The organism is Rheinheimera pacifica (assembly GCF_900108485.1).
GTDB classification, from domain to species: Bacteria; Pseudomonadota; Gammaproteobacteria; order Enterobacterales; family Alteromonadaceae; genus Alishewanella; species Alishewanella pacifica.
This window is the reverse complement of sequence record NZ_FNXF01000001.1, coordinates 12484-33906: the sequence shown is the minus strand read 5'-3', so window position 1 is coordinate 33906 and position 21423 is coordinate 12484. Positions and strand designations below refer to the sequence as shown.

22 protein-coding genes are annotated in these 21423 nt (G+C 49.9%); 7 read left to right on the top strand and 15 right to left on the bottom strand.

The window, feature by feature from the left end; genetic code table 11:
- Positions 1-4: 4 nt before the first annotated feature.
- Genes flgK through flgB form a run of 10 tightly spaced genes read right to left on the bottom strand, consistent with a single transcriptional unit; the run spans position 5 to position 7933 of the window.
- Positions 5-1327: a flagellar hook-associated protein FlgK gene (flgK, locus tag BLW68_RS00160; RefSeq protein ID WP_092788938.1), complete on the bottom strand. Its 1323-nt coding sequence runs from the start codon at positions 1325-1327 to the stop codon at positions 5-7.
- Positions 1324-1785 (bottom strand): rod-binding protein, encoded by a 462-nt coding sequence (locus BLW68_RS00155; protein WP_092788937.1) that lies wholly within the window; start codon positions 1783-1785, stop codon positions 1324-1326. The genes flgK and BLW68_RS00155 overlap by 4 nt, the downstream gene beginning before the upstream one ends.
- The gene (locus BLW68_RS00150) at positions 1786-2880 is read right to left on the bottom strand and encodes a flagellar basal body P-ring protein FlgI (protein WP_092788935.1); all 1095 of its coding nucleotides are present in this window, start codon (positions 2878-2880) and stop codon (positions 1786-1788) included.
- Between the two features lie 10 nt (positions 2881-2890).
- Positions 2891-3556, bottom strand: a complete 666-nt coding sequence (flgH, locus tag BLW68_RS00145) for a flagellar basal body L-ring protein FlgH (RefSeq protein WP_092788933.1) — start codon at positions 3554-3556, stop codon at positions 2891-2893.
- A gap of 4 nt (positions 3557-3560) precedes the next feature.
- Positions 3561-4346, bottom strand: a complete 786-nt coding sequence (flgG, locus tag BLW68_RS00140; protein WP_092788931.1) for a flagellar basal-body rod protein FlgG — start codon at positions 4344-4346, stop codon at positions 3561-3563.
- A gap of 12 nt (positions 4347-4358) precedes the next feature.
- Positions 4359-5093, bottom strand: a complete 735-nt coding sequence (locus BLW68_RS00135) for a flagellar basal body rod protein FlgF (protein WP_092788929.1) — start codon at positions 5091-5093, stop codon at positions 4359-4361.
- A 12-nt stretch (positions 5094-5105) separates the two neighbouring features.
- On the bottom strand, positions 5106-6449 hold the full coding sequence (locus BLW68_RS00130; protein ID WP_092788927.1) for a flagellar hook-basal body complex protein: 1344 nt from the start codon (positions 6447-6449) through the stop codon (positions 5106-5108).
- 12 nt (positions 6450-6461) lie between these two features.
- Positions 6462-7133 (bottom strand): flagellar hook assembly protein FlgD, encoded by a 672-nt coding sequence (locus BLW68_RS00125; protein WP_218141263.1) that lies wholly within the window; start codon positions 7131-7133, stop codon positions 6462-6464.
- Positions 7134-7145: 12 nt separating this feature from the next.
- Positions 7146-7562 carry a flagellar basal body rod protein FlgC gene (gene flgC / locus BLW68_RS00120; RefSeq protein ID WP_068227603.1) on the bottom strand — a complete coding sequence of 139 codons (417 nt, stop codon included), beginning with the start codon at positions 7560-7562 and terminating at the stop codon, positions 7146-7148.
- A gap of 2 nt (positions 7563-7564) precedes the next feature.
- Complete coding sequence (gene flgB, locus BLW68_RS00115; RefSeq protein ID WP_092788925.1) at positions 7565-7933, bottom strand: flagellar basal body rod protein FlgB; 369 nt, start codon at positions 7931-7933, stop codon at positions 7565-7567.
- A 99-nt stretch (positions 7934-8032) separates the two neighbouring features.
- Between flgB and flgA the strand changes: the two genes are divergently transcribed.
- The 7 genes from flgA (at position 8033) to BLW68_RS00080 (ending at position 14891) form a co-directional block, all read left to right on the top strand.
- Positions 8033-8803, top strand: a complete 771-nt coding sequence (gene flgA, locus BLW68_RS00110) for a flagellar basal body P-ring formation chaperone FlgA (protein WP_177172110.1) — start codon at positions 8033-8035, stop codon at positions 8801-8803.
- A 63-nt stretch (positions 8804-8866) separates the two neighbouring features.
- Positions 8867-9157, top strand: coding sequence for a flagellar biosynthesis anti-sigma factor FlgM (gene flgM, locus BLW68_RS00105; protein WP_092788921.1), 291 nt, complete (start codon positions 8867-8869; stop codon positions 9155-9157).
- Positions 9154-9585, top strand: a complete 432-nt coding sequence (gene flgN / locus BLW68_RS00100) for a flagellar export chaperone FlgN (RefSeq protein WP_092788919.1) — start codon at positions 9154-9156, stop codon at positions 9583-9585. Before flgM ends, flgN begins: the two co-directional genes overlap by 4 nt.
- 34 nt (positions 9586-9619) lie before the next feature.
- Complete coding sequence (locus BLW68_RS00095; protein ID WP_092788918.1) at positions 9620-10066, top strand: bactofilin family protein; 447 nt, start codon at positions 9620-9622, stop codon at positions 10064-10066.
- A 44-nt stretch (positions 10067-10110) separates the two neighbouring features.
- Complete coding sequence (locus tag BLW68_RS00090; RefSeq protein ID WP_092788916.1) at positions 10111-11310, top strand: GGDEF domain-containing protein; 1200 nt, start codon at positions 10111-10113, stop codon at positions 11308-11310.
- 100 nt (positions 11311-11410) lie between these two features.
- Entirely contained in the window at positions 11411-12028 is a 618-nt protein-coding gene (locus tag BLW68_RS00085) for a TetR family transcriptional regulator (RefSeq protein WP_092788914.1), read from the top strand.
- Between the two features lie 175 nt (positions 12029-12203).
- Positions 12204-14891 (top strand): Ig-like domain-containing protein, encoded by a 2688-nt coding sequence (locus BLW68_RS00080; protein ID WP_092788912.1) that lies wholly within the window; start codon positions 12204-12206, stop codon positions 14889-14891.
- Between the two features lie 100 nt (positions 14892-14991).
- On the opposite strand, the gene BLW68_RS00075 is transcribed toward BLW68_RS00080, so the two are convergent.
- The 5 genes from BLW68_RS00075 to BLW68_RS00055 form a co-directional block, all read right to left on the bottom strand.
- Positions 14992-18141: an efflux RND transporter permease subunit gene (locus BLW68_RS00075; protein ID WP_092788910.1), complete on the bottom strand. Its 3150-nt coding sequence runs from the start codon at positions 18139-18141 to the stop codon at positions 14992-14994.
- A gap of 15 nt (positions 18142-18156) precedes the next feature.
- Positions 18157-19311 (bottom strand): efflux RND transporter periplasmic adaptor subunit, encoded by a 1155-nt coding sequence (locus BLW68_RS00070; RefSeq protein ID WP_092788908.1) that lies wholly within the window; start codon positions 19309-19311, stop codon positions 18157-18159.
- Between the two features lie 250 nt (positions 19312-19561).
- The gene (locus tag BLW68_RS00065; protein ID WP_092788906.1) at positions 19562-19963 is read right to left on the bottom strand and encodes a hypothetical protein; all 402 of its coding nucleotides are present in this window, start codon (positions 19961-19963) and stop codon (positions 19562-19564) included.
- Between the two features lie 330 nt (positions 19964-20293).
- On the bottom strand, positions 20294-20776 hold the full coding sequence (locus BLW68_RS00060; protein ID WP_092788904.1) for a YqhA family protein: 483 nt from the start codon (positions 20774-20776) through the stop codon (positions 20294-20296).
- Between the two features lie 298 nt (positions 20777-21074).
- Positions 21075-21257 (bottom strand): hypothetical protein, encoded by a 183-nt coding sequence (locus tag BLW68_RS00055; RefSeq protein WP_092788902.1) that lies wholly within the window; start codon positions 21255-21257, stop codon positions 21075-21077.
- Positions 21258-21423 lie beyond the last annotated feature (166 nt).

Genomic DNA, 21423 nt, shown 5'->3' with positions numbered 1-21423 from the left:
TGCCTCAGAAGATATTAATCAGGGTTTTAAATAATTGATCAGCAGTGCTGATCACCCGGGCATTAGCGTCATATAGCTGCTGGTAATACATCAGGTTAGCGGCTTCTTCGTCCAGGTTTACGCCACTCACGCTGTCACGTGCAGCCACGGCGTTATTGTTCAGCACCTGGGCCGTTTTCACGCTGCTTTGCACCTGCTTGCTTTGAATAGCCAGATCACCGATTAACGTATCGTAACCTGCTGTGCCACCATTTAGTGACGCCACCAGATTAGCAATGTTGCCGTTGTCGCCACGGCCACCGGCCGGGTTGCCCAAACCGTCGTTACCGATAAAGGCCAGGCCATCCGGTTGCAAATCAGGGTTTACACTAATCGTGCCCAGTACATCAGCCGGGTTGTACAAAAACAACGGTTCACCCGGCTGGCCGTTTAAATCGAAGCCTTCTGACAGTGCCGTGTTCACGGAGTCGGCAATGTTCGTAACAATTTGTTCCAGTTGTAGTTTGCTCGGTTGCAGCACATTGACATCTACATTCAGTAAACCGCCGATGCGGCCACCGACAAACTCATTCAGGCCAAAGTTCTGGCCGTTAAAGCTAACATTAACCGCAGTGCCATTTACGCTGACCAGCGAAGATTTAGAGCCCACCACCAGCGGCGCACCGTTTTTACTGCTGATATTAATATTGCCATCGCCCGGATCGACAATATCTACGCCCATATAACCTGATAATTCGGTTACTAACACTTCACGGGCATCAGCCAGTTCAGCGGTAGGTTGCCCCAGCGCCTGCGCTTTGCTGATTTTGCTATTTAGTTCAGCAACTTGTTGTAATAACGAGCTGCTGTTGTCTGCCAGGTTGCTTAATTCTTTGCTGAGTTTGTCTTGCTGATCCGATAAGGCACCGTTAATTTGCGACAGGTCTTGTACCAGAGCCTGGGATGATGACAACACCTGCTGACGGTAAGCGTTAGAATCAGGCGCAGACATTGCCGCGTTAAAAGCAGCACTGATACCGGCAACGGCATCATTGAGGTTAAGCGATTCGGTGCCGAGAATTTGTTCCAGATACCCCAGATAGCTTTGAAAACCTTCGTAATAGCTTAAATCTGAACTGGTGCGCCAAATATCGTCATTAAGAAAATCATTGACGATGCGATCTACCTTAGTAACCTTAACGCCGTTTAAACCGCCGGCGGCAGTTTCCAGATACACCGTTTGCCGGCTATATCCTTTTACGGCAGCATTAGCCACGTTCTGGCCTACCACGTTTAGTGCATTGTTAGCCGCATTAAGGCCAGACACACCGTTTAAAAGCATACTCATAAGCTGGGTTTCCCGCCGCTGTCAGCCTGCCATAATGGCTGGCTAAATCCGCTGTTACTGTATTCCGGCGCAACCAGACTCAGCGCCGCCTTATCAGGTAAAGCGACGGCTTCGGCCAGTTGCTTAAATTTATTTTCGGTTTGCGCCAGGCCATCTCCCAACTGCCGCACTATGGCTTCAGCCAGACCAAGCTGCTGCTTGGCGGCCAGGTTCTGTGCCAGCTGGGCATCGTGCATATCGCGAAACGTTTGTGCCTCACTGCTGCCAAACAGGCCGTTGTCACCGGCAATAGCGTCGGTGCCGGCATGCATGTTTTTCAGCACCAGCTGTAAAAATATCGCTTCAAACTGCTCTGCCGCTTTACTCAGCCGGGCAGCCGGGTCCTGATTGCTATCTATGCCTGCGGCAGCGCGCGGATCTATCGCCAGACCCTGGCCAGTTAAGGAGGTTATATTCATTCAGATCACCAGCAAATCAGCGTCCAGTGCACCGGCATTATCCAGTGCAATCAGGATCGACATCAGTTCTGCCGGAGTTGCCCCCAGCGCGTTAATTGCCTGCACTATAGCGTCCAGCGAGCTACCTTCCGGCCACAGCATCATATTGGCAGTGCGCTCCTGCACATTCACTTCACTGTTTTGTACCGGCGTTGTCGTGCCACCACTAAAAGGTAATGGCTGGCTTACGCCCTGTTGCTCGCTGATAGTAATAGTTAAACTGCCATGGCTGACTGCCGCGCGTTTTACCCGCACGATATCGTTCATTACCACAGTGCCGGTGCGGCTGTTAAACACCACGCGTGGCCGCTGGCTGCCTTCTTCTACATCGATGTCCTGCAACATCGACATAAAGGTAATGCGGCTGTTGGCGTCTACCGGCGCGCTGACCACCAGCTTGCCTTTGTGCTCTGCTCTGGCCACGTCGGGCCCAAACACCTGATTAATGGCCGTAACAACATTGCGCGCGGTCTGATAATTGGGTTGCTTCAGGTTAAGCACGACCTGGGCGGCAGGGTCATATAATTGCTGCACGCTGCGCTCAACAATGGCGCCGGACGGAATAATACCGGCGGTGGGCACATTAACAGTAACCGACGAGCCATTCTGGCCGGTGGCATTTAAGCCACCCACCACCAGATTACCCTGCGCCAGTGCATATACTTTGCCATCAACCCCACGCAGCGGTGTCAGCATTAAGCTGCCACCATGCAGGCTTTTGGCATCACCCAGCGACATAATAGTTACGTCCATGGTTTGCCCGGGGCTGGCATTGGCGGGCAACGTAGCGGTAACAGCAACCGCCGCCACGTTTTTTGACTTCGGTAAGCTGCTTTCATCCAGCTGCACACCAAATTGTTTCAGCATATTATTTAATGACTGGGCGGCAAACCTGACTTGCGCCTTGTCACCTGAGCCCGGCAAACCTACCACCAGACCATAGCCCACCAGCTGGTTATCGCGCACGCCCTGAATATCGACCAGATCCAGCAGTGGCCTGGCTTGTAACAACAGGGGCCACAACAGCAACAGCACGGCACTTATACAATGTTTCATAACACCTCAGTTAAAACGGGTTAAGAAAGCGGTTAAACAAACGGGTAAACCAACCGGCCTGGCTGGCACTGGCTAAATCCCCTTTGCCGGAATAACTGATGCGGGCATCAGCAATACGCTGCGACGATATGCGGTTGGTAACATCAATATCTTCCGGCCGCACCAGCCCCTGCAGGCGGATATATTCATCGCCCTGGTTCAGCTTGATCCATTTTTCGCCACGGATTGCCAGAGCGCCGTTGGGCAATACATCGGTTACCCGCACAGTAATAGAGCCGCGCAGGAAGTTTTGCTGGCTGGCTGCACTTTCACCATCAAACTGTGAACGTGAATTCAGCTGCATCGCCAGCTCTGAGGTATTTAAGTTACCTATCAGCGGCACACCAACATTAATACCGGTGCTTTTATCTATACTGGCATCGGCACTTTTGCTCGACTGAGTACGCTCATTCAGCTCCACGGTCAGAATATCGCCTACCCTGTAGGCGCGTTTATCTTCGTACAGAGTGAACATATAGCGGTCGCTGTACAGGCTGCCATGTTGCTGGCCTGGCAGCGGTTCATCACCACTACGCTGTGCCACCACCTGTTCCCAGTCGGCTTCATGTACCAGCGGCGGCTGGCTGGCGCAGGCGCTTAGCAATAAGATGATGATTAAGGCGCTGCAGGTTTTCATAGGCTTACAGGCTCTGGTTAATAAAGCGCAGCATTTCATCGGCCGCCGACACTACTTTGGCGTTCATTTCATAGGCGCGCTGCACTGCTATCATGCTGACCATTTCATCAACCACGCTAACGTTAGAGCCTTCAATGGTGTGTTGTTGCAAAGCACCCAGTGCGTCTTCTCCCGGCACGCCTTCTACTGCTTCACCAGAGGCCGCAGTGGCGCGGAATAAATTGCCACCCAGCGCTTCCAAACCAGCGGGGTTAACAAAGTTAACCGTTAAAATCTGGCCCAGATCTACCGGATCAGCCTGGCCGGCAACTACAGCCGTAACAGTACCGTCGCGGCCTATGGTTACGCTGGTGGAGTTCTCTGGTATAGCAATATTTTGCAGCAGTGGCAGGCCGTTGGCGTTTACGATCAATGAATCGGCGTTCAGCTGAAACTGGCCGCTGCGGCTATACAGTATTTCACCGTCCGGGTTTTCAATCTGGAAAAAGCCCTGCCCGGCAATAGCGATATCCAGCGGGTTGTCGCTTTTCTCGAAGCTGCCTTCGGTAAAAATTTTCTGCGTGCCGTTAATACGCACACCGGTACCCACCTGAATACCTGACGGCACCTGGTTTAGCTCATCAGCCTGAGTGCCCGGCTGGCGTTGTACCTGGTAAAATAAATCTTCAAACACTACGCGGTCTTTCTTAAAGCCAGCGGTACTGACGTTAGCCAGGTTGTTGGAGATGGTTGTCATGCGCATATCCTGCGCGGCTAAACCGGTTTTACTAACCCATAAGGCAGAATTCATGTGCTGCTCCTGTTAACTGTTGCCACTAACCAGCTTGTTACCGGCCACTGCCAGTTCATCAGCGGTTTTCATCATGCGGATATTCATTTCAAACTGGCGGCTGATATTCATGGTGTTTACCATCTCTTCCACCGCATTAACATTGGCGCCTTCCAGCACGCCGGTACGCAGGGTAATAGCTAAATCTGCCGGCAGTTGTTCCTGCTGCTGCGGCCGCAACAGACCGTCCAGACCTTTTACCAGGGTGTCATCACCGACACTGACCATTTTTAACCGGCCTTCCTGCGCAATAACACCACCGCCTATTGGCAGCAGATTAATGGTGCCGTCTGCACTAATGTCGATATCACCAAACTCCGGCAGCACTATGTCGCCCTGCTCACCCTGCACGGCATAGCCGTTTAGCATTAAGCGGCCGTCGGCATCTACCTGCAGGTTACCGGCACGGGTATAGGCTTCGTTGCCGTTGGCATCGGCTATGGCCAAAAAGCCGCCATCGCTCAGTACAATATCCAGATCACGGCCGGTTTGTTGTACCGGGCCGTTGGCCAGGTTGGTAAACACCGGCAGTAACTGCGCCTGATAACGGGTGCGAAAACCGTCACCGGCAATCATCATTGCCTGCGCCTGCTCAATATCTGCTTTAAAACCCGGCGTATTAACATTGGCCAGATTGTTGGCACTAACGCGCAGGGCTGTCTGGTTAAGTTCGGCACCCGATACAGCGGTATAAATTAAGCGTTCCATAACGGCTTACCTTTAGGTGGCGTTAAACAGCACTTGCATCATCTGATCGGCAGTGCTGATGGTTTTGGCATTAGCCTGGTAGTTTTGCTGAAACGCCATTAAATCAACCAACTGCTCGCTGATATCGACGTTAGAGCCAACATAGGCACCCGATAACAAAGCACCAAAACTGCCGGCATCCGGTGTGCCATACAGGGCTGCGCCAGATTCATTAGTGGCATACCAAACGGTTTTATTACCGGTTTCCAAACCGTTAATATTGGCAAAGTTAGCCAACACTACCTGGCCTTGCAGCTTGGTTTCACCATTGGTAAAAGTGGCAAATACTTCGCCGGTTTCGGCTATTGCTACTCCGGCAAATTCACCGGCGGTAAAACCGTTAGCGTCGTTTTTATAAATATTAAAGCCGCTGCCAAATTGGGTGCTTTTGGCCAGATCAACAGTAAGAGCCATTGGGTCTGCGCCGGTAGGTGTGAAGTTAATCACTATCTCTCTTAAGTTGTATGGGTCCTGCACATTGTTATCAGGTTGTGCAGGTGGTGGCGGCACAGGGAAATTGGTTAAAGGCGCTAACTGGCCATCAGTACCAAAACTCATGTTTACTACAGCAATATCGTTAATAACATTGTTATCTTTATCTAAACCATTAATACCAACCGCAATATCAAGAGCGCCGTTATTTGCGCCTAACTGAGCAGCAGTTAGAGGATTACCGTCAACGTAATATGTCACCTGCCAATCATTGCCGCCAAGATGGTTAAAATATTGCGTGAGAGTATGGCTATTCCCCAACGAGTCAAAAAGCTCTGTTGATTGCGAGTAATTGTATGCGCCGCCGGCTGTAGGGTCGAATACACCACCGATAGGGATTATGTCACTTGCGCCACTCAGGTTCAGTGAAAAATCAACTCTGTCAGAAGCCTCGGCCGGAATATTCGCCGCTTCAATTTTTAAATCGGTTAGCACACCGGGTACCAGGTTGCCATTGGCATCGATACCATAGCCCTGCAACCGGTTGCCGCTGGTGTTAACAATATTCTGATCTTTATCCAGATCAAAGCGGCCGGCCTGGGTGTAAGCCATACGGCCGTTTTCAGCAACCACAAAAAAACCTTTACCGGTAATGGCTAAATCCAGCGCTGAACCGGTGTTTACCACCCCGCCTTCACGGGTAAAGTTTTCTTTAATATCACTAACATCTACCCCGCCACGCTGGCCGCCGTTATACACTGAGGCAAATTCAGCACTGCCACTTTTAAAACCGGCAGTACCAGAGTTGGCAATGTTATGGCTGGTAATTTCCAGCGCTTTTTGCGTGGTTTTTAACCCACTTAAACCGATATTAAACATAGACATAATACTGATTCCTTAACTGTTGCTGCCAAAGGCCAGCTGATTGGTATCTAACAGAGCGTGGTTACCCAGGCCGTTGACTTGCAAAATAATGTCGTCTTTATTGCTACCGACAGACACCCGCTCAACCTCGCCACTTAACAAAGTAGTCAGCGGTTTTGGCTGTCCGTTAATATAGGCATCGGCCTGCACGTAGTAACCACCGGCGGCCTGTTCATCAAAGGCAAACCGCAAGGTACCAATGCCACTGTACGGCAGCGTTTGCTGTTGCATTAATTTACCTTCAGCGTTATACAGCCGAAGCTCGATGCTGTCGGCTTCAACACCCAGATTAAGCGCACCTTTTACCTGGCCCGCCTGCTCCAGCACTATGGTTTCAGCAGCAACATCAACCTGAGTGCCGATTAATGCTGTTGCCTGTAATGCCTGCTGGCTGCTTTGCAGTGCCAAGTTTTTACCGGAATCTATTTTCAGGCTTTGCAGGCTTTCAACATTGGCAAACTCAGCCAGCTGGCTGACATATTGCGTGCCGTCCATCGGATCCAACGGGTTCTGGTGGCTGATTTGCGCTACCAGCAACTCCAGAAACATGGTGGATAACCCCTCTGCGCCGGTAGTACCGTTTTTTGCTATCGTACTGTCATTAGTGGTATTAGTACCGGCACCCAGGCCGCTGATTGCACTCACGCTATTACTCCTTTACTGGCCAAGGCGCAGCACACTTTGCTGCATACTGGATACCCGGCCCATAACTTCTACCGAGGTTTGATAACTACGCGATGCAGACATCATGTCAGCCATTTCTTCCAGCACATTAACGTTGGAATAAAACACATAGCCGTCCTGATTCGCCAACGGGTTATTCGGCTCATAGCGCTGCTCTACCGGCCGGCTGGACGTGGTAACCCCCAACATTTGTACTTCGGCAGACAAACTCTGGCTGTCAGCAGTTTGTTTATATAAGGCAGCAAATACCGGTTTTAACGCCCTGAATGCGCCGGCTTCAGTGGCAGAAGCGGTATCGGCATTGGCTAAATTTGAGGCAATGGTATCCAGGCGCATTACCTGAGCCCGCATTGCACTGCCACTGACGTCATAAATGCTGTTAAATGACATGCTTACTCTCCTTTAATCGCTTTTTGCAGGCCACTGATTTTCATATTCATAAAGGTGAGGCTGGTTTGAAAATCCATACTGTTGGCGGCGAAATTAGCCTGCTCAATATTCAGCTCGGCCGTGTTGCCATCAGCAGACGCCTGATACGGCGTGCGGTACAGTAACTGATGGCCGCTCTGTGCTACCTGATACGGCTTGTTCATGCCGTTGCTCATGTTGTAAGCCACATCCTGCATAATTTGCTTGTAGTTGATATCCCGTGCTTTAAAACCGGGCGTATCGACATTGGCCAGATTGCCTGCAATAATTTCAGCTCTGTCCAGGCGTAGTTGTAATGAAAACGGGTGTACACCAAGCGCTTTATCAAACATATTCAGGTTGCTCTCTTTACACAGGTTACCTTTGCTTACCCTGGGTTTTACAAGCTCTGTGCCACAATTAAAAAGCGATATGTATCAATGAATTGCTATATGAATACGCCAGAATCAGCGCCAAAAGCGGAAGTAACACTTCCGCAGCGGAAGCGGGTGGTTTTTCCTGCAGCCTGCGGCATAATGGCGCTGTTACTGCTAATTGTCTGGCCTGCGCAGGCCTTGCCTGGGCCTACGCCCGAGCAACAGCTTAAACAGCATATTCAGCAAGAGCTGCAACAGTACTTACGCCAGTTGGGGGTAAAAGCCCGCCAGCAGGATATTCAGCTTAATTTGCCCTCGGCGCTAAGTGACAGCCGCTGCGACAACCTTGATATCAGCCGCCGTCAGCAAACCGAGCCGCCGCTGGGCCGGGTGAGTTACAGCTTAAGTTGCACCTCGCCGCAGCGCTGGCAAAGCCGGGCTGTAGCGCAGGTAAAACTGTTTTTACCGCTGGTGGTGGCCAGCCGCACACTGGAGCGTGATGAAGTACTAACAGCTGATATGCTTAGCCTGCAGGAGTTGGATATCAGTAGCCTACGCCATGGCCTGGAGTTTGACCCCGGCACACTGCTGGGCATGACAGTAAAGCGTCGTATCAGTGCGGGCAGCCCGGTTAGCCGCCATTTATTACAGGCGGCTTATCTGGTGCAAAAAGGCGCGCAGATCACCGTGCAGTACCGCGGCGATGGCTTCGCTGTCGCCATCACCGCTATCGCGCTTAGTGATGGCCAGCTGGGCGAGCGGATCAGCGTGCAAAATGTCAGTTCCGGTAAAGTGATCGACGCTATCGTAACCGGAGAAAATAATGCTGAAACCACGCAGAAATAAATTAAAGTTTCGCTATTATCACGCCGCTTTATCTAATCAGAGCCAAATTGTGGAACTTACAGTATGCAAATAGATCCGAAAAACCCGCTGCAGATAAACCCGGTAAACCGGCTGGGGCAGGAAAAACACAGCACAGAGCAGGCAAAAACCCCGGTGGCAGGTAAAACTGAAGCTGGCGTCAGTCAGGTGAGCGCCTTCAGCCGTTCACTGGAACAAACGTTTCAGGGCCTGGCAGATAAAGACAGTGTAGATATGGCCAAAGTGCAGCAACTTAAACAGGCTATTGCCAACGGCGAGTTGCAACTGGATGAAGACACACTGGTTAGCGCTATGCTGGAAATGCACAAACGATGAGCGCCCAGCTGCTGAAACAATTTATCAGCAGCCTGCAACAGGATGTGCAGCGGCTGGATCAGCTGAATCAGTTGCTGGAACAACAGTATGAACTGATGAGCCAACGCGAAAGTGCCCAACTGCAGCAGTTGAACCAGCAGTCACTGCAACTGATGACAGCGCTCGAGCTTAGCCACAATGAACGCGATACTCTGCTACAACAGTTTGGTTTACAAAATAACCGCGACGGCATGCGCCAGTTGGTTAGCCGGTTACCGGCACCGGTGCAACACGGCACCCGCCAGTTACTGCAGGAACTGACGTTAAAAGCCCGCTTATGCCACGCCCAGAATGAAAAAAGCGGTAAATTACTGGCCAGCCAGCGCCAGCTAATGCAAAAACTCACCGGGATGCACAATCGCACCAGCTATCCCGCCATGCCGCTGTAACCGCAGCCAGCACTTGCTACAGGAAGCCAAGATTATGTTTTCAGCTAAAACTCCGCAAGACAAAGCCGTTACTAAACATGCCACCTTGCTTTCTCAGGGTTGTGAATTACAAGGTGATCTGGTGCTGGACTGCAATATGCAGATCGACGGCCAGTTGCTGGGTAATATCCGCAGTAGTCATGCAGTAACCATTAGCCAGCCAGGCCGGGTGCAAGGCAAAATCTACGCCAGTCACCTTATTATTAAAGGCCGTGCTGAGGGCGAGTTTTACGCCGAACAGGTAGAAATTCTGCAATCTGGCGTACTAAGTGGTACCATTTACAGCGATAATCTGAGCATTGAAACAGGTGGCCGTTTTGTTGGCGAAGTGCAGGCGGCAGACGCCGGCAAAAAAACCGGCAGCAATAAGTCGGTATTGCCGCTGCGCGATGCAAGAGGCAAAGTAATGGGTATGGCCACTGCTCAGCATGGCACCAATTAACGCCGCTTATTAATGCTGGCGATTAACTATCACTGAGGTTTTAGGTGCATTTGTTTGTTCTGTTACCGCTGCTGCTGATCCTGTTACTGCAATGGCAGTTTGCGCCGCTGGCCTCAGCCATTAGCGCCCAGTTTCCTCACATTGTTGCTGCCATGATATTGCTAACCGCCACGCTGGCCAGCCTGATGCGGCAATGGCACTGGTTATACAGCCTCAGCTTGCTTGGCAGCCATTATTATGTGGTGCAGCAAGCACTACAACGCCCGTTAACCGACCCTGCTACTGCGGCCCTTAGTTTTACCCTGCCGCTGTTGTTCACCGTACTGATGCTGTTACTGCAACTGCAGCAAAAACCACAATTACTTACCCCACGCGGAGTATTACTACTACTGCTGATGCTACTGGTACCACCGCTACTGCTATTGTTACCACTGGCCGATTGGCTGGCGTTGTTACCCCTGCCGGCAGCCTTTTTTCAGCCGGTATCAGCACAATTTTTGCTTAGTTGGGGCCAGTTATGGTGGGTGGCGGTTATCGCTGCCTGTTGGTTAGGGTTACTCAATTTTTACGCTGCCAACAGCCAGCGCTGGGGCCAGTTTGCTGCCTGGCTGGCAGTGATGCTGTTTTATCTGTTGATCCAGCAACCACAGATGTCGGGCTGGATGACACTGGCAGCCAGTTTAAGTTTGCTGCTTAGCCTGGCCAGCCAGATGCTGCAACTGGCCTATATTGACGAGCTAACCCAGTTACCGCAGCGGCGCGCCCTGCTAAACCATTTAAGCCGCCTTGGCCGGCGCAGCGCTGTTACTATGCTGGATGTTGATCACTTTAAAAAATTTAACGACACCTACGGCCACGATGTTGGCGATCAGGTATTAAAACTACTGGGTTCCTTACTTGGTAGCGAACGCGGCCTTAGTGCTTACCGCTACGGCGGCGAAGAGTTTACGCTGGTATTCCGTCACAATAATAAAGATACCCTGGCAGAAAAGCTGGAACAGGTACGCGCTAAAGTCGCAGAGTACCCACTGGTGATACGCCAGCAAACCCGGCCGCAAGACAGTAAGCAAGGCAAACAACAGCGCGGCAATACGCCGGGCAGTAAAACCGTACATGTCACCATCAGCTTAGGCTGCGCTATCCGCAACCCCGGCGAAACCACAGAACAACTGCTAAAACGCGCCGACGAAGCACTATACAGCGCCAAAAAAGCCGGCCGTAATAGAGTGGCGTTTGCACGCTAAGATCCGAAAGCCCTGTTACCACATTAGGTTAGGCCTTAACCGGCAAAATATGGTAAAATTGCAGCTGTATTAAGCAGATAACAGGGTTAAAAGACAACAAATGGCAAGACGTACCAAGGCCGAAGCCGAAAGCACCCGGGCAGCTATTTTAGATGCTGCAGAAGTGTTATTTTTTCAGCACGGTGTATCGCGTACAACGTTAGAGAAAATCGCCGTAGCCGCCAATGTAACCCGTGGCGCAATTTACTGGCATTTTCAGAACAAAGCCGATTTATTCAATGCCATGCTGGAACGGGTACGTTTACCGTTTCAAACTCTGCTAACAGAAATAGATAACAATCCTGGTGATAATCCTTTCAATCAAATCCGTGATTTAATGATTAACGGCCTGAAGCTTATTGCCTCAAGTGATCAACACCACCGGGTGCTGACAATTGTGTTTCACCGCTGTGAATACATTGATGAATTAAACCCGGCGGTAAATAAGCAGGACGAGCTGGATGAACAAGCCGTTGCTGTAATGCAGCGGGCTTTTGAACGCGCCGCTCAGGCAGATTTACTACGTGATGGTATCTGCCCCTATCTGGCGGCAACAGCTTTGCATATGTATATGGGCGGCATTATCAGTAACTTCTTACTGCGGCCGCAACAATGCGACTTACATCAACATGCCGGCGCACTGGTAGATGCCATGCTGCAGGGCCTGAAAAAACCTTGATTATTGATTAATTAAGTATTTTGACCTCTATTTACTTCATATTATCCGGTTGATAAGATTCTGTAGGTTTTGTGTCCACAGAACTAAACAAAGGATTGTCCTCCCGAATAAATTACGGCAACAGCGTTTTGCTGTGACTATCCCATTATTATTCCCTTTTCAGGAAGCACTATTAATGCATAAAACTTTTTGGGCCAGCTTACTGCTGGCTGTGCTGTCTGTGCAGGCAGATCAAGTTGTAACACCGCAGTATGTCAGCAGCAATTATCTGCCGTCAGAAGAATATCTAAGCCAGCCGATTAGCCTGCAAATTGATACTCAGTTGAAAGAGGGCATTTTGGCCTATGCAGATAAGATTGCACAGGGTGATAAAGTGACTGTAGTCAGCAGTGCGCTGGGTATTGCCATATATACAGTGAACAATGGCCAGTATCAGTTGGTGCACGAAGTATCTAATACTGAACTTGGTTTGGAGGCGGGTTTTTATATCAATGAGTTACAGGTATCCCCCACAGACAATTGGGTGTTAGGCAGGGCCTACGGTATTGCGATCTCGTTACCGTTAAATGAAGAATATCAGCCTGTTGTTACAGCTATTAGCAGAATTAATATTGACTACGGTAGTAGTATTATACTGCGTAACGGCTTGGCGGTAGTAAATAACGGTTACGAAGTTAACACTTACAGCGTCGCAGCAGACAATGGCCGCCTGACTCCTTTGACTACGTTGCAACTGCCGCAATATGCCGATCATATTGCGCTTAGTGGTAACACCCTGCTGGTTGCCAGTTCAAGTTGGCAAAACGCACATGAGAATCTGGCAGTTTATCGGTTGCAAAATGGTCAATGGCAATATGTCAGCGGGCATAACATGTCACACAATATCAATAGCGATCAATATGTTGGATACTTAACTGTAAACCCGAGCGGCCAAAGTATTGTCTATGGCGGTAACAACTTTAGTTATGTATTAAGCTATGACCCGGTAAATCTGCAACTGAGCGAGGTATTAAGTGGTAATAATCTGTTTAACAACTTTTTTTCTGAACTGAACTTTGTTGGCGATAACAATATATTGTTGAGGAATAACAACACTCTTGGGTTGTATAAAGCCAATAACTTACAGCAAGTAGCCAGCGTGAACTTAAACAACCTCACCACCGGGGTAAGAGCGGTTTTAGGCCGCGAGCAAACCGTTACGGTGTTAAATGACACCGGCTTACTACAGCTTAATACAAATACTTTGACAGTTTCTGCCAGCGTACGGCCAGGCGAACAGGATGTAGTGCTGGGATTCAGTGACCCTGCCAGTTTACTGGTACTGAATGATGACTACCTGCTAAAGCACGATAATCGGATGCTCAGACTGTACAAACTTAATGAGCAAGGTATGCCTGAACTAATGCAATCCAGCACTCAGTTGGAATTGCTTGGGCATGATAGTTACTATTATAGTAACAGCGCACACAATCTGGGTGATGGATTATTTGCGATATTCCAAAGTAACTACTACTCATTGCTAAAACTTGACTCTCAAAACCACAAATTGCAGTTGCTAAGCAGTGGCGTCCTGGCCGACCGTAACGGTTACCCGTTTTATATTAATTCACACAACTTGGTCAACGTGGGCCTATATCTGACTATCGCAAGAAACGACACACTGAGCCTGCTGCGACTTGAGCAAAATAACCAGTTCAGAATCGTCCACACTGTAGCCAACGGCGTATCAGGTGTGTCGGGTATTGCAGACATCCAGATGCTGATGGTGGTAGGAGATAATATTTATACTGTCGATCAGCAACAACAGATTATCAGCCATTTTGTTATTGCAAATAACACCTTACAACAAAAGCAACTTTTTACAGGTTTCTCTCTCCCTGCCCTGGACAGCTATTACGCTCGTAATAATCTGCTGACATTACAAAGCAATAATTATCTACAAAACTATCGCGTAGGTAATACCGGAGAGCTGACATTACTATCGAATCAATATCTGCAAGCAAACTTCCAGCGCTGGGTGCCAGTCGGTGATCGCTTTGTCGCGGCATCTAACTGGAATGGGTTCCAAATTCTTGAACAAGACAACACCAGCGGACTATGGAACAGCAGCCTGAGCCTGAGCCGCTGGCAACTACAGCAGGATTATCAGATTGGCTACTCAGCTTTGGTGCCATTAGCGGGCAATGTGGGTATCTATGACGTTGAGCAACGTCGTTTGAGCCGCTTTGCTCACAATAGCGCACCTTTTGTAAAGACTCCGGAACAACTGCAGCTGTCGCTTAACCAGGGTAAAAACTACCAGATAGCACTTAGCTCTGTGATCAGCGATGAAGAAGATACTGCGCTTACCTTCAGCCTGCAAAATGCTGCTGCAGCGTTCAGTCTGAGTGCCGATGGCAGCCTGAGCTTTAATGGGCAGGCTAACGAGTCCGGTAATTTCGACGTATTGGCGGCAGATGCTGCGGGGCTGGTATCACGTGTTAACTTCCAGTATCAGCTAAACCTGGCTCCGGTGGTAAAAGCCTCCTTACCTGTTTTCCCGGCAGTAGAAGGATCAGATATCCAGATTGAGCTGGCACAATATTTTACTGATCCTGAAGGGCTTGCTCTGCAGTTTGCTTTCGCCTCCCCCCAAACGGGACTTACCTTATCCAGTACCGGGCTGCTAACGGGTAAGCTTAACAGCGCAGCTGAGTTCAGTTTAAGCTTCACAGTTACCGACTCTGCTGGAGCAGTTGCCAACCACACGGCGAAGATTGTAGTCGCCGCGAAACCACAGGAAAGTTCAGGTGGCAGTTTACATTGGCTGCTGATAAGCCTGTTAGCATGTACTGCATGGTGTCGGATTAACCGCCGTCGTTAAACCAGGCTGGTAACAATAAAAAAACCGGCAGTTCAGCGTGGGACCGAAAAGCCGGTAAAGGTACAAACCTAACAGGGCAGCTTTGCTGCCCTGTGTTCATTTAAGACTGCTTCACAACCTCAGAATTGCCGTGCTCGGCATCATCCTGCTGCGTGGTTTTAGCCTTTGCTGCAAACACCCGCATTATCACCAGATAAAACACCGGCACCAGAAACACGGCCAGTACTGTTGCTGAGATCATGCCGCCCAGTACACCGGTACCAATGGCATTACGGCTGGCAGAGCCAGCACCACTGCTGATCACCAACGGTAGTACACCTAATGAAAACGCCATTGACGTCATAATAATGGGCCGTAAACGTAAACGCACTGCCTCTAATATGGCGTCTACCAGCGCTTTACCCTGCTGTTGCAGTTCGCGGGCAAACTCGACAATTAAAATGGCGTTTTTCGACGCCAGCCCCATGGTGGTCAGTAAGCCCACCTGGAAGTACACGTCGTTACCCAGGCCGCGCATATAAGCGGCGGTCAGTGCGCCAACAATACCCAGCGGCACTACCAGTATTACTGCAAAAGGTACGCTCCAGCTTTCATACAATGCCGCCAGACACAAAAACACCACCAGAATAGATAAGGCGTACAATGCCGGTGCCTGTGAGCCAGACAGTTTTTCCTGATACGAGGTTGCCGTCCATTCAAAACCAATACCATCTGGTAACTGGCCAATTAAGCGCTTCATGGTAGCCATCGCATCACCCGAACTGGAGCCTGGTGCCGGTTCACCCTGAATTTCCATTGCCGATACACCGTTATAGCGCTCTAAGCGCTGCGGGCCGTATACCCAGTCGCTGCTGGCAAAAGAAGCAAAGCTCACCATTTCGCCGTTGCTGTTACGCACATGCCAGCGTTTGATATCTTCCGGTGTCATACGAAACTCAGGCTCAGCCTGCACATACACTTTTTTCACCCGGCCACGGTCAACAAAATCATTAACATAGGTAGAACCCCAGCCAATTGACAGCGTTTGGTTGATATCGCTAAGCGATACACCCAGCGCCTGTGCTTTTAGCTGATCCACGTTAATTTGTAACTGCGGGGCATCTTCCATACCGTTTGGCCGCACACCTACCAGGCCTTGCTCTTGCGCTGCCATACCCAGTAACTGATTACGCGCATTCAATAATGCCTGGTGCCCTACGCCACCACGGTCTTGCAAAAACAGCGAGAAACCCGTTGCCCGGCCCAGCTCTGCAATAGGTGGCAGGTTAAAGGCAAATATCTGTGCCTCTTTCACTGTACCAAAAAAGCCCCAGGCACGGCCGATAACCGCCTGCACGCTATCTTGCGGGCCACGATCACCCCAGTCAGCCAACCGCACAAACGCCAGGCCCATATTCTGGCCCCGGCCGGCAAAGCTAAAACCCGATACCGTAAACACCGATTGCACCGCAGCTTCAGAGCCATAGTGCTCGGCCACTTTATCCATAATGGCTTCAGTACGCTCCTGGCTGGCACCGGTAGGTAATTGGATCATGGTTAAAAATACGCCCTGATCTTCTTCCGGCAAAAATGAGGTGGGCAAGCGCATAAACATCAGCGCCATAACAGCCACAATAGCGCCATACACCAGCATCGACCGCTTAGGCCGTGCCAGCATGCCGGCAACACCACGCTGATAATTACGGTTGGTGCTGTCAAAACCACGGTTAAACCAGCCAAAGAAACCGCCCTTGGCCTGATGATCGCCCTTAATGGGCTTTAACATGGTGGCACACAGTGCCGGAGTAAAAATTAATGCCACCAGCACCGACAACGCCATGGCTGTTACAATGGTAATAGAAAACTGCTGATAAATAGCCCCGGTAGCACCGCCAAAGAACGCCATAGGCACAAATACCGCCGATAGCACCAGGCCTATCCCCACCAAAGCACCGGTGATCTGGCCCATTGATTTACGCGTGGCTTCTACCGGGCCCAGGCCTTCTTCGCTCATTACCCGTTCAACGTTTTCCACCACCACGATGGCATCATCTACCAGCAGACCGATGGCCAGTACCATACCGAACATGGTTAAGGTATTAATGGTAAAGCCAAAAGCTGACATCACACCAAAGGTACCCAGCAACACTACCGGTACTGCCAGCGTAGGAATTAACGTAGCGCGGAAGTTCTGTAAAAACAGATACATCACCAAAAACACCAGAATAATAGCTTCAATCAGTGTTTGCACAACCGAGCTGATAGATACTTCAACAAAAGGCGTAGTGTCATAGGGGATCACGGTGGATAAACCGGCCGGGAAGTAAGGCTCCAGCTCAGCCAGCTTGGCTTTTACAGCACTGGCGGTATCCAGAGCGTTGGCACCGGTGGCCAGTTCAATCGCTAAACCGGTAGCCATTTTGCCGTTATAACGGGCAATAACAGAGTAATCTTCACCACCCAGCTCAATACGGGCCACATCCGACAGTTTTACCATTGAACCATCAGCATTAACCCGTAGTAAAATCTGGCCGAATTCTTCAGCCGACGTCAGCCGGGTTTGCGCCAGAATAGCGGCATTAAACTGCTGGCCCGGTAACGCTGGTGCGCCGCCTAACTGGCCGGCTGTTACCTGGTTATTTTGCACCTGAATAGCTGAGGTGACATCGGCCGGTGTCAGCTGATACTGGTTTAGCTTGTCAGCATCCAACCATACCCGCATGGCATACTGGCTACCAAACACCTGTACGTTACCTACGCCCAGGGTACGGCTTAGCGGGTCTCTTACGTTGGCTACCACAAAGTCGGATATATCATCACGCGCCATGCTGCCATCTTCAGAGATAAAGCCCACTACCATCAAAAAGCCGCCGTTAGACTTGGCTACGCGCACGCCGTTTTGCTGCACTTCCTGCGGTAATAATGGTAACGCCTGCTGCAGTTTGTTTTGCACCTGCACCTGGGCAATATCCGGATCGGTACCGGTTTCAAAGGTCAGCGTCAGGCTGACATTACCGGATGAGTCGGTATTGGCTGACATATACATCAGGTTGTCCAGGCCGTTCATCGCCTGCTCAATAACCTGGGTTACCGCATCTTCTGCCGTTTGCGCCGCAGCGCCACGGTATGAAGCACTGATGCTGATTGCCGGGGGGGCTACGCGTGGGTATTGCTCTACCGGCAGTTGTTTAATCGACAACATCCCGGCCAACATAATTACTATTGCAATTACCCAGGCAAAAATAGGCCTGTTAATAAAGAAATTTGCCATCTGCTACTCCTGAATTTACTGCGCAGCAGTATTAGCGGCGTCGTTTTTAGTAGCAGCTTGCGCTGTAACCACTTTAACCGTGGCACCCGGCTGCACTTTTTGCAGGCCTGCCACAATCACTTTTTCACCGGCTTTAAGGCCCGACAGCACCTGCCAGCTTTGCTCAACAGTACGGCCGGTTTCAATCACCCGGGCTTCTACTTTGTTTTCACTGTTTACCAGCATTACCGACGCCTGGCCTTTTGGCGTGCGGCTAACCGCCGCTTGCGGCACTAACAACGCATTGTCGTCATTACCATGGTGCAGGCGCGCCCGCACAAACATGCCTGGCAGTAAATCGCCGCTTTCATTCGGAAACACCGCCCGCAGCGTTACCATACCGGTGCTGGGGTCTACATTCACTTCAGAAAACTGCAGGCTGCCTTTGTGCGCATATTCACTGCCATCATCCAGTAATAAATCTACGCTGACTTTTTCGCTATTGTCGCCGCTGTGTTGGCGTTTTAACCGCAACAACTCACTGCTCGATTGGGTTAAATCAACATAAATCGGGTCTAACTGGCGAATGGTAGCCATTACCTGAGTTTGGTTTGCTGTTAACAGCGCGCCTTCAGTAACAGCAGAGCGGCCAATCTGGCCGGCAATCGGCGCGGTGATTTCGGTGTAATTCAGGTTAATCTGCGCAGTTTGCAGCGCTGCTTCACTGCTGGCTACTGCGGCATCAGCCTGCATCAATGTGGCCTGGGCATCATCAAAATCCTGCTGGCTTACTGCTTTGCCACCGAGCAAACCTTTAAAACGGTCGGCTTTAAGCTTGGCATTGTGCTGCACGGCTTTGCTGCTGGTAAGGTTGGCTTTGGCATTGGCCAGTGCTGCCTGGTAAGGCGCGGCATCAATTTTATAAAGTACCTGGCCCGCTTCAACCAGCTGGCCTTCAGTAAATAAACGCTGTTTTAAAATCCCGTTTACCTGCGGGCGGATCTCAGCCTGACGATAATCCGTAGTGCGGCCCGGTAATTCAGTAGTTAACGCCACAGACGACTGGCTTATTGTGACCACCTCAACCTCGGGCGTGGCTGCCCCCTGTGCTCCGGCTTGCTCCGGTTCGCTACAGGCTACCAATAACACGGCCAGCACTGATGCACTTAACAGCTTCATATTTACACGCATACAAACTCCTGTGAGACACTGCCCCAATACGCTGTGCACAGCATAGGCAGAATAAGACTGGCAATATACATACAGGCCTGTATGTAATCAAGCGTGAACTAATCGCTGCGCGACCAACGGTGCAAAAACGCTGACCAACAGCAAAAATGTTCAGGATAGTAATGTCCAGTATAGTCTCGTCAGAGCAAAGCAGCAGTGGCGCCGGGCTGGCCTAGCGCCGGCTGCTGTAGTGCCTGTTTTATAGTACTTATTACTGTGTAAGCGGCTCAGCGTCTTCCGGGGAGGGTGCTACAGCCGGCTTACTGTCCGATGGCTGGGTGTCTGATACCCAGTTGGCCAACCAGGGCTGAATAGTGGCATTTGCTAATACGGCTGTGGTTTCAGAATATGCCGGCCGCGGGTAAGATTTCTGGTCCAGTGCCTGCACCATATAAGATGACGCAAAAAATACACAAGCGCCCAGACCAACTGCAGCTAAGGCATTTTTATAATCATCGTTGTCGCGGGTAATAAAGAACAACATCAACATGGCACAACAGGCCGCCATGTAAACTGCGACATAATTAAAAACATTATTACCGACAACAACACCAACGGTATAAATGCTCAGATACACCAGCACCGGTGCAGCCAACATAAATGTAGATTTCATATACCTGTACATGGTGCAAGCTCCTGTCGTTAAGGGTTAGTTGATATCTGCAACCTTATTCAACTTTATGCCAGCAAAAAACAAACCAACCATACAATATTGTTTTTATTAAAGTATTTAAAAAGCTCCTTATTTTGCTTCTGTAGTTTTTACACAAATAGTGGATTTTTTTCCTGCCATGCAGCGTTGCTACTGGTAAAAAAACAGCACGGAGGGACCGGCCGCCTTAAACCCCCAAAACTATTAAAAAGTTAAGCTACACGCCAAAGCCGTGGGGTTAGTTTGTTTATATGTGGCAAAACTCAAATGACGGCTGATAGCGGTGCCAACCTAATGTTCTTTCATACTAACCGTGGCGTACACCCCCGCGACGATCACCACCGCAGCTGCCAGGCCAAAATACAGCGTTTCCAGCGTCGCCCCAACTTCCACAGCCTGCTCTAAAAACAACACTACCAGAATCACCATCGCCACCTGTATTAAGGTGACTTTTAAATCATGAAAATTATTAATTTGTAGTGACGTTAAAAAGCTATTCGGCAGCAGCGGCTGATTGGCGATAAACAAGCGGTACAGCGCCACAGCAATAATCTGAAAGGTAACCGCAATCAGCAGCGTATCTAGTATTTTTAACAGTTTTACTGCCAGGCGTTTACCACCATCGGCAGATTGCGGCATGCTACTAACGGTATCCAGCACCACATGAAACACAATATTGACACTGGCAGCGTATAACAACACAGCAGCAACAGCACACACCAGCACCGTAACCAATACCAAAAAGCGGCTGCTTTTAAAAATATGTTCTACCATCAAGGTACACCTGCAAAACCCGTTTTAGCTTGCTTGTAGATTACACTACGCAGCGTCAGGATCTAGTCCTTTAAAACAGGAAAAAACGCATGTACTATCAAAGCGTTTATCAAAAAATAATAGCCGGGCAAATGTCATCTGAAACAATAGATTATTACAACCAGAATGCAGCTGACTTTGTTTTAGCAACTGATCAGATTGATATGACTGCGCTGTATGGCTTTGATGAGTTGCGCTTAACCTATATGCTCTCTCAACTGCCTGAACTGTGTGCACTTAAAAGCTGGAGAAGCTGTGATCAACGACCGGATCGGACGAATGTTAAAGCCTCATTAAACTCAATGCGATTCTCGCCAATCACACCACATTCAATCAAATCCATCACCGCCAACAACATACACACTTTATGCGGTTTATTATGCCCTTGCAGGTGCATGGTATTTAATTCACGGAATTTACGCAGATAAGTTTCCAACGCCATCCGTAACCGCCTAGTTTGCCTTACTTTTCTAACTACCAGTGTGCCAGGGAGCGCGGGTGCAACCAAGCAGTTCTTTAAACCTGGACGTGAATATTAACAACCAAACCAGCGCCTCCTTATGCTATCTTGCTGCCAGCTGATATCTAGCGCACAGCGGTTGTGCTTA

Coding starts and splice junctions, on each gene's coding strand:
- BLW68_RS00060 (WP_092788904.1), bottom strand. CDS start 20,776: ATGGTAGAACATATTTTTAAAAGCAGCCGCTTTTTGGTATTGGTTACG.
- flgA (WP_177172110.1), top strand. CDS start 8,033: ATGAATACGCCAGAATCAGCGCCAAAAGCGGAAGTAACACTTCCGCAG.
- flgC (WP_068227603.1), bottom strand. CDS start 7,562: ATGTCATTTAACAGCATTTATGACGTCAGTGGCAGTGCAATGCGGGCT.
- flgK (WP_092788938.1), bottom strand. CDS start 1,327: ATGAGTATGCTTTTAAACGGTGTGTCTGGCCTTAATGCGGCTAACAAT.
- BLW68_RS00055 (WP_092788902.1), bottom strand. CDS start 21,257: ATGGCGTTGGAAACTTATCTGCGTAAATTCCGTGAATTAAATACCATG.
- BLW68_RS00080 (WP_092788912.1), top strand. CDS start 12,204: ATGCATAAAACTTTTTGGGCCAGCTTACTGCTGGCTGTGCTGTCTGTG.
- flgH (WP_092788933.1), bottom strand. CDS start 3,556: ATGAAAACCTGCAGCGCCTTAATCATCATCTTATTGCTAAGCGCCTGC.
- BLW68_RS00085 (WP_092788914.1), top strand. CDS start 11,411: ATGGCAAGACGTACCAAGGCCGAAGCCGAAAGCACCCGGGCAGCTATT.
- BLW68_RS00130 (WP_092788927.1), bottom strand. CDS start 6,449: ATGTCTATGTTTAATATCGGTTTAAGTGGGTTAAAAACCACGCAAAAA.
- BLW68_RS00075 (WP_092788910.1), bottom strand. CDS start 18,141: ATGGCAAATTTCTTTATTAACAGGCCTATTTTTGCCTGGGTAATTGCA.
- flgN (WP_092788919.1), top strand. CDS start 9,154: ATGAGCGCCCAGCTGCTGAAACAATTTATCAGCAGCCTGCAACAGGAT.
- flgG (WP_092788931.1), bottom strand. CDS start 4,346: ATGAATTCTGCCTTATGGGTTAGTAAAACCGGTTTAGCCGCGCAGGAT.
- BLW68_RS00070 (WP_092788908.1), bottom strand. CDS start 19,311: ATGCGTGTAAATATGAAGCTGTTAAGTGCATCAGTGCTGGCCGTGTTA.
- BLW68_RS00135 (WP_092788929.1), bottom strand. CDS start 5,093: ATGGAACGCTTAATTTATACCGCTGTATCGGGTGCCGAACTTAACCAG.
- BLW68_RS00095 (WP_092788918.1), top strand. CDS start 9,620: ATGTTTTCAGCTAAAACTCCGCAAGACAAAGCCGTTACTAAACATGCC.
- flgM (WP_092788921.1), top strand. CDS start 8,867: ATGCAAATAGATCCGAAAAACCCGCTGCAGATAAACCCGGTAAACCGG.
- BLW68_RS00150 (WP_092788935.1), bottom strand. CDS start 2,880: ATGAAACATTGTATAAGTGCCGTGCTGTTGCTGTTGTGGCCCCTGTTG.
- BLW68_RS00155 (WP_092788937.1), bottom strand. CDS start 1,785: ATGAATATAACCTCCTTAACTGGCCAGGGTCTGGCGATAGATCCGCGC.
- BLW68_RS00065 (WP_092788906.1), bottom strand. CDS start 19,963: ATGAAATCTACATTTATGTTGGCTGCACCGGTGCTGGTGTATCTGAGC.
- flgB (WP_092788925.1), bottom strand. CDS start 7,933: ATGTTTGATAAAGCGCTTGGTGTACACCCGTTTTCATTACAACTACGC.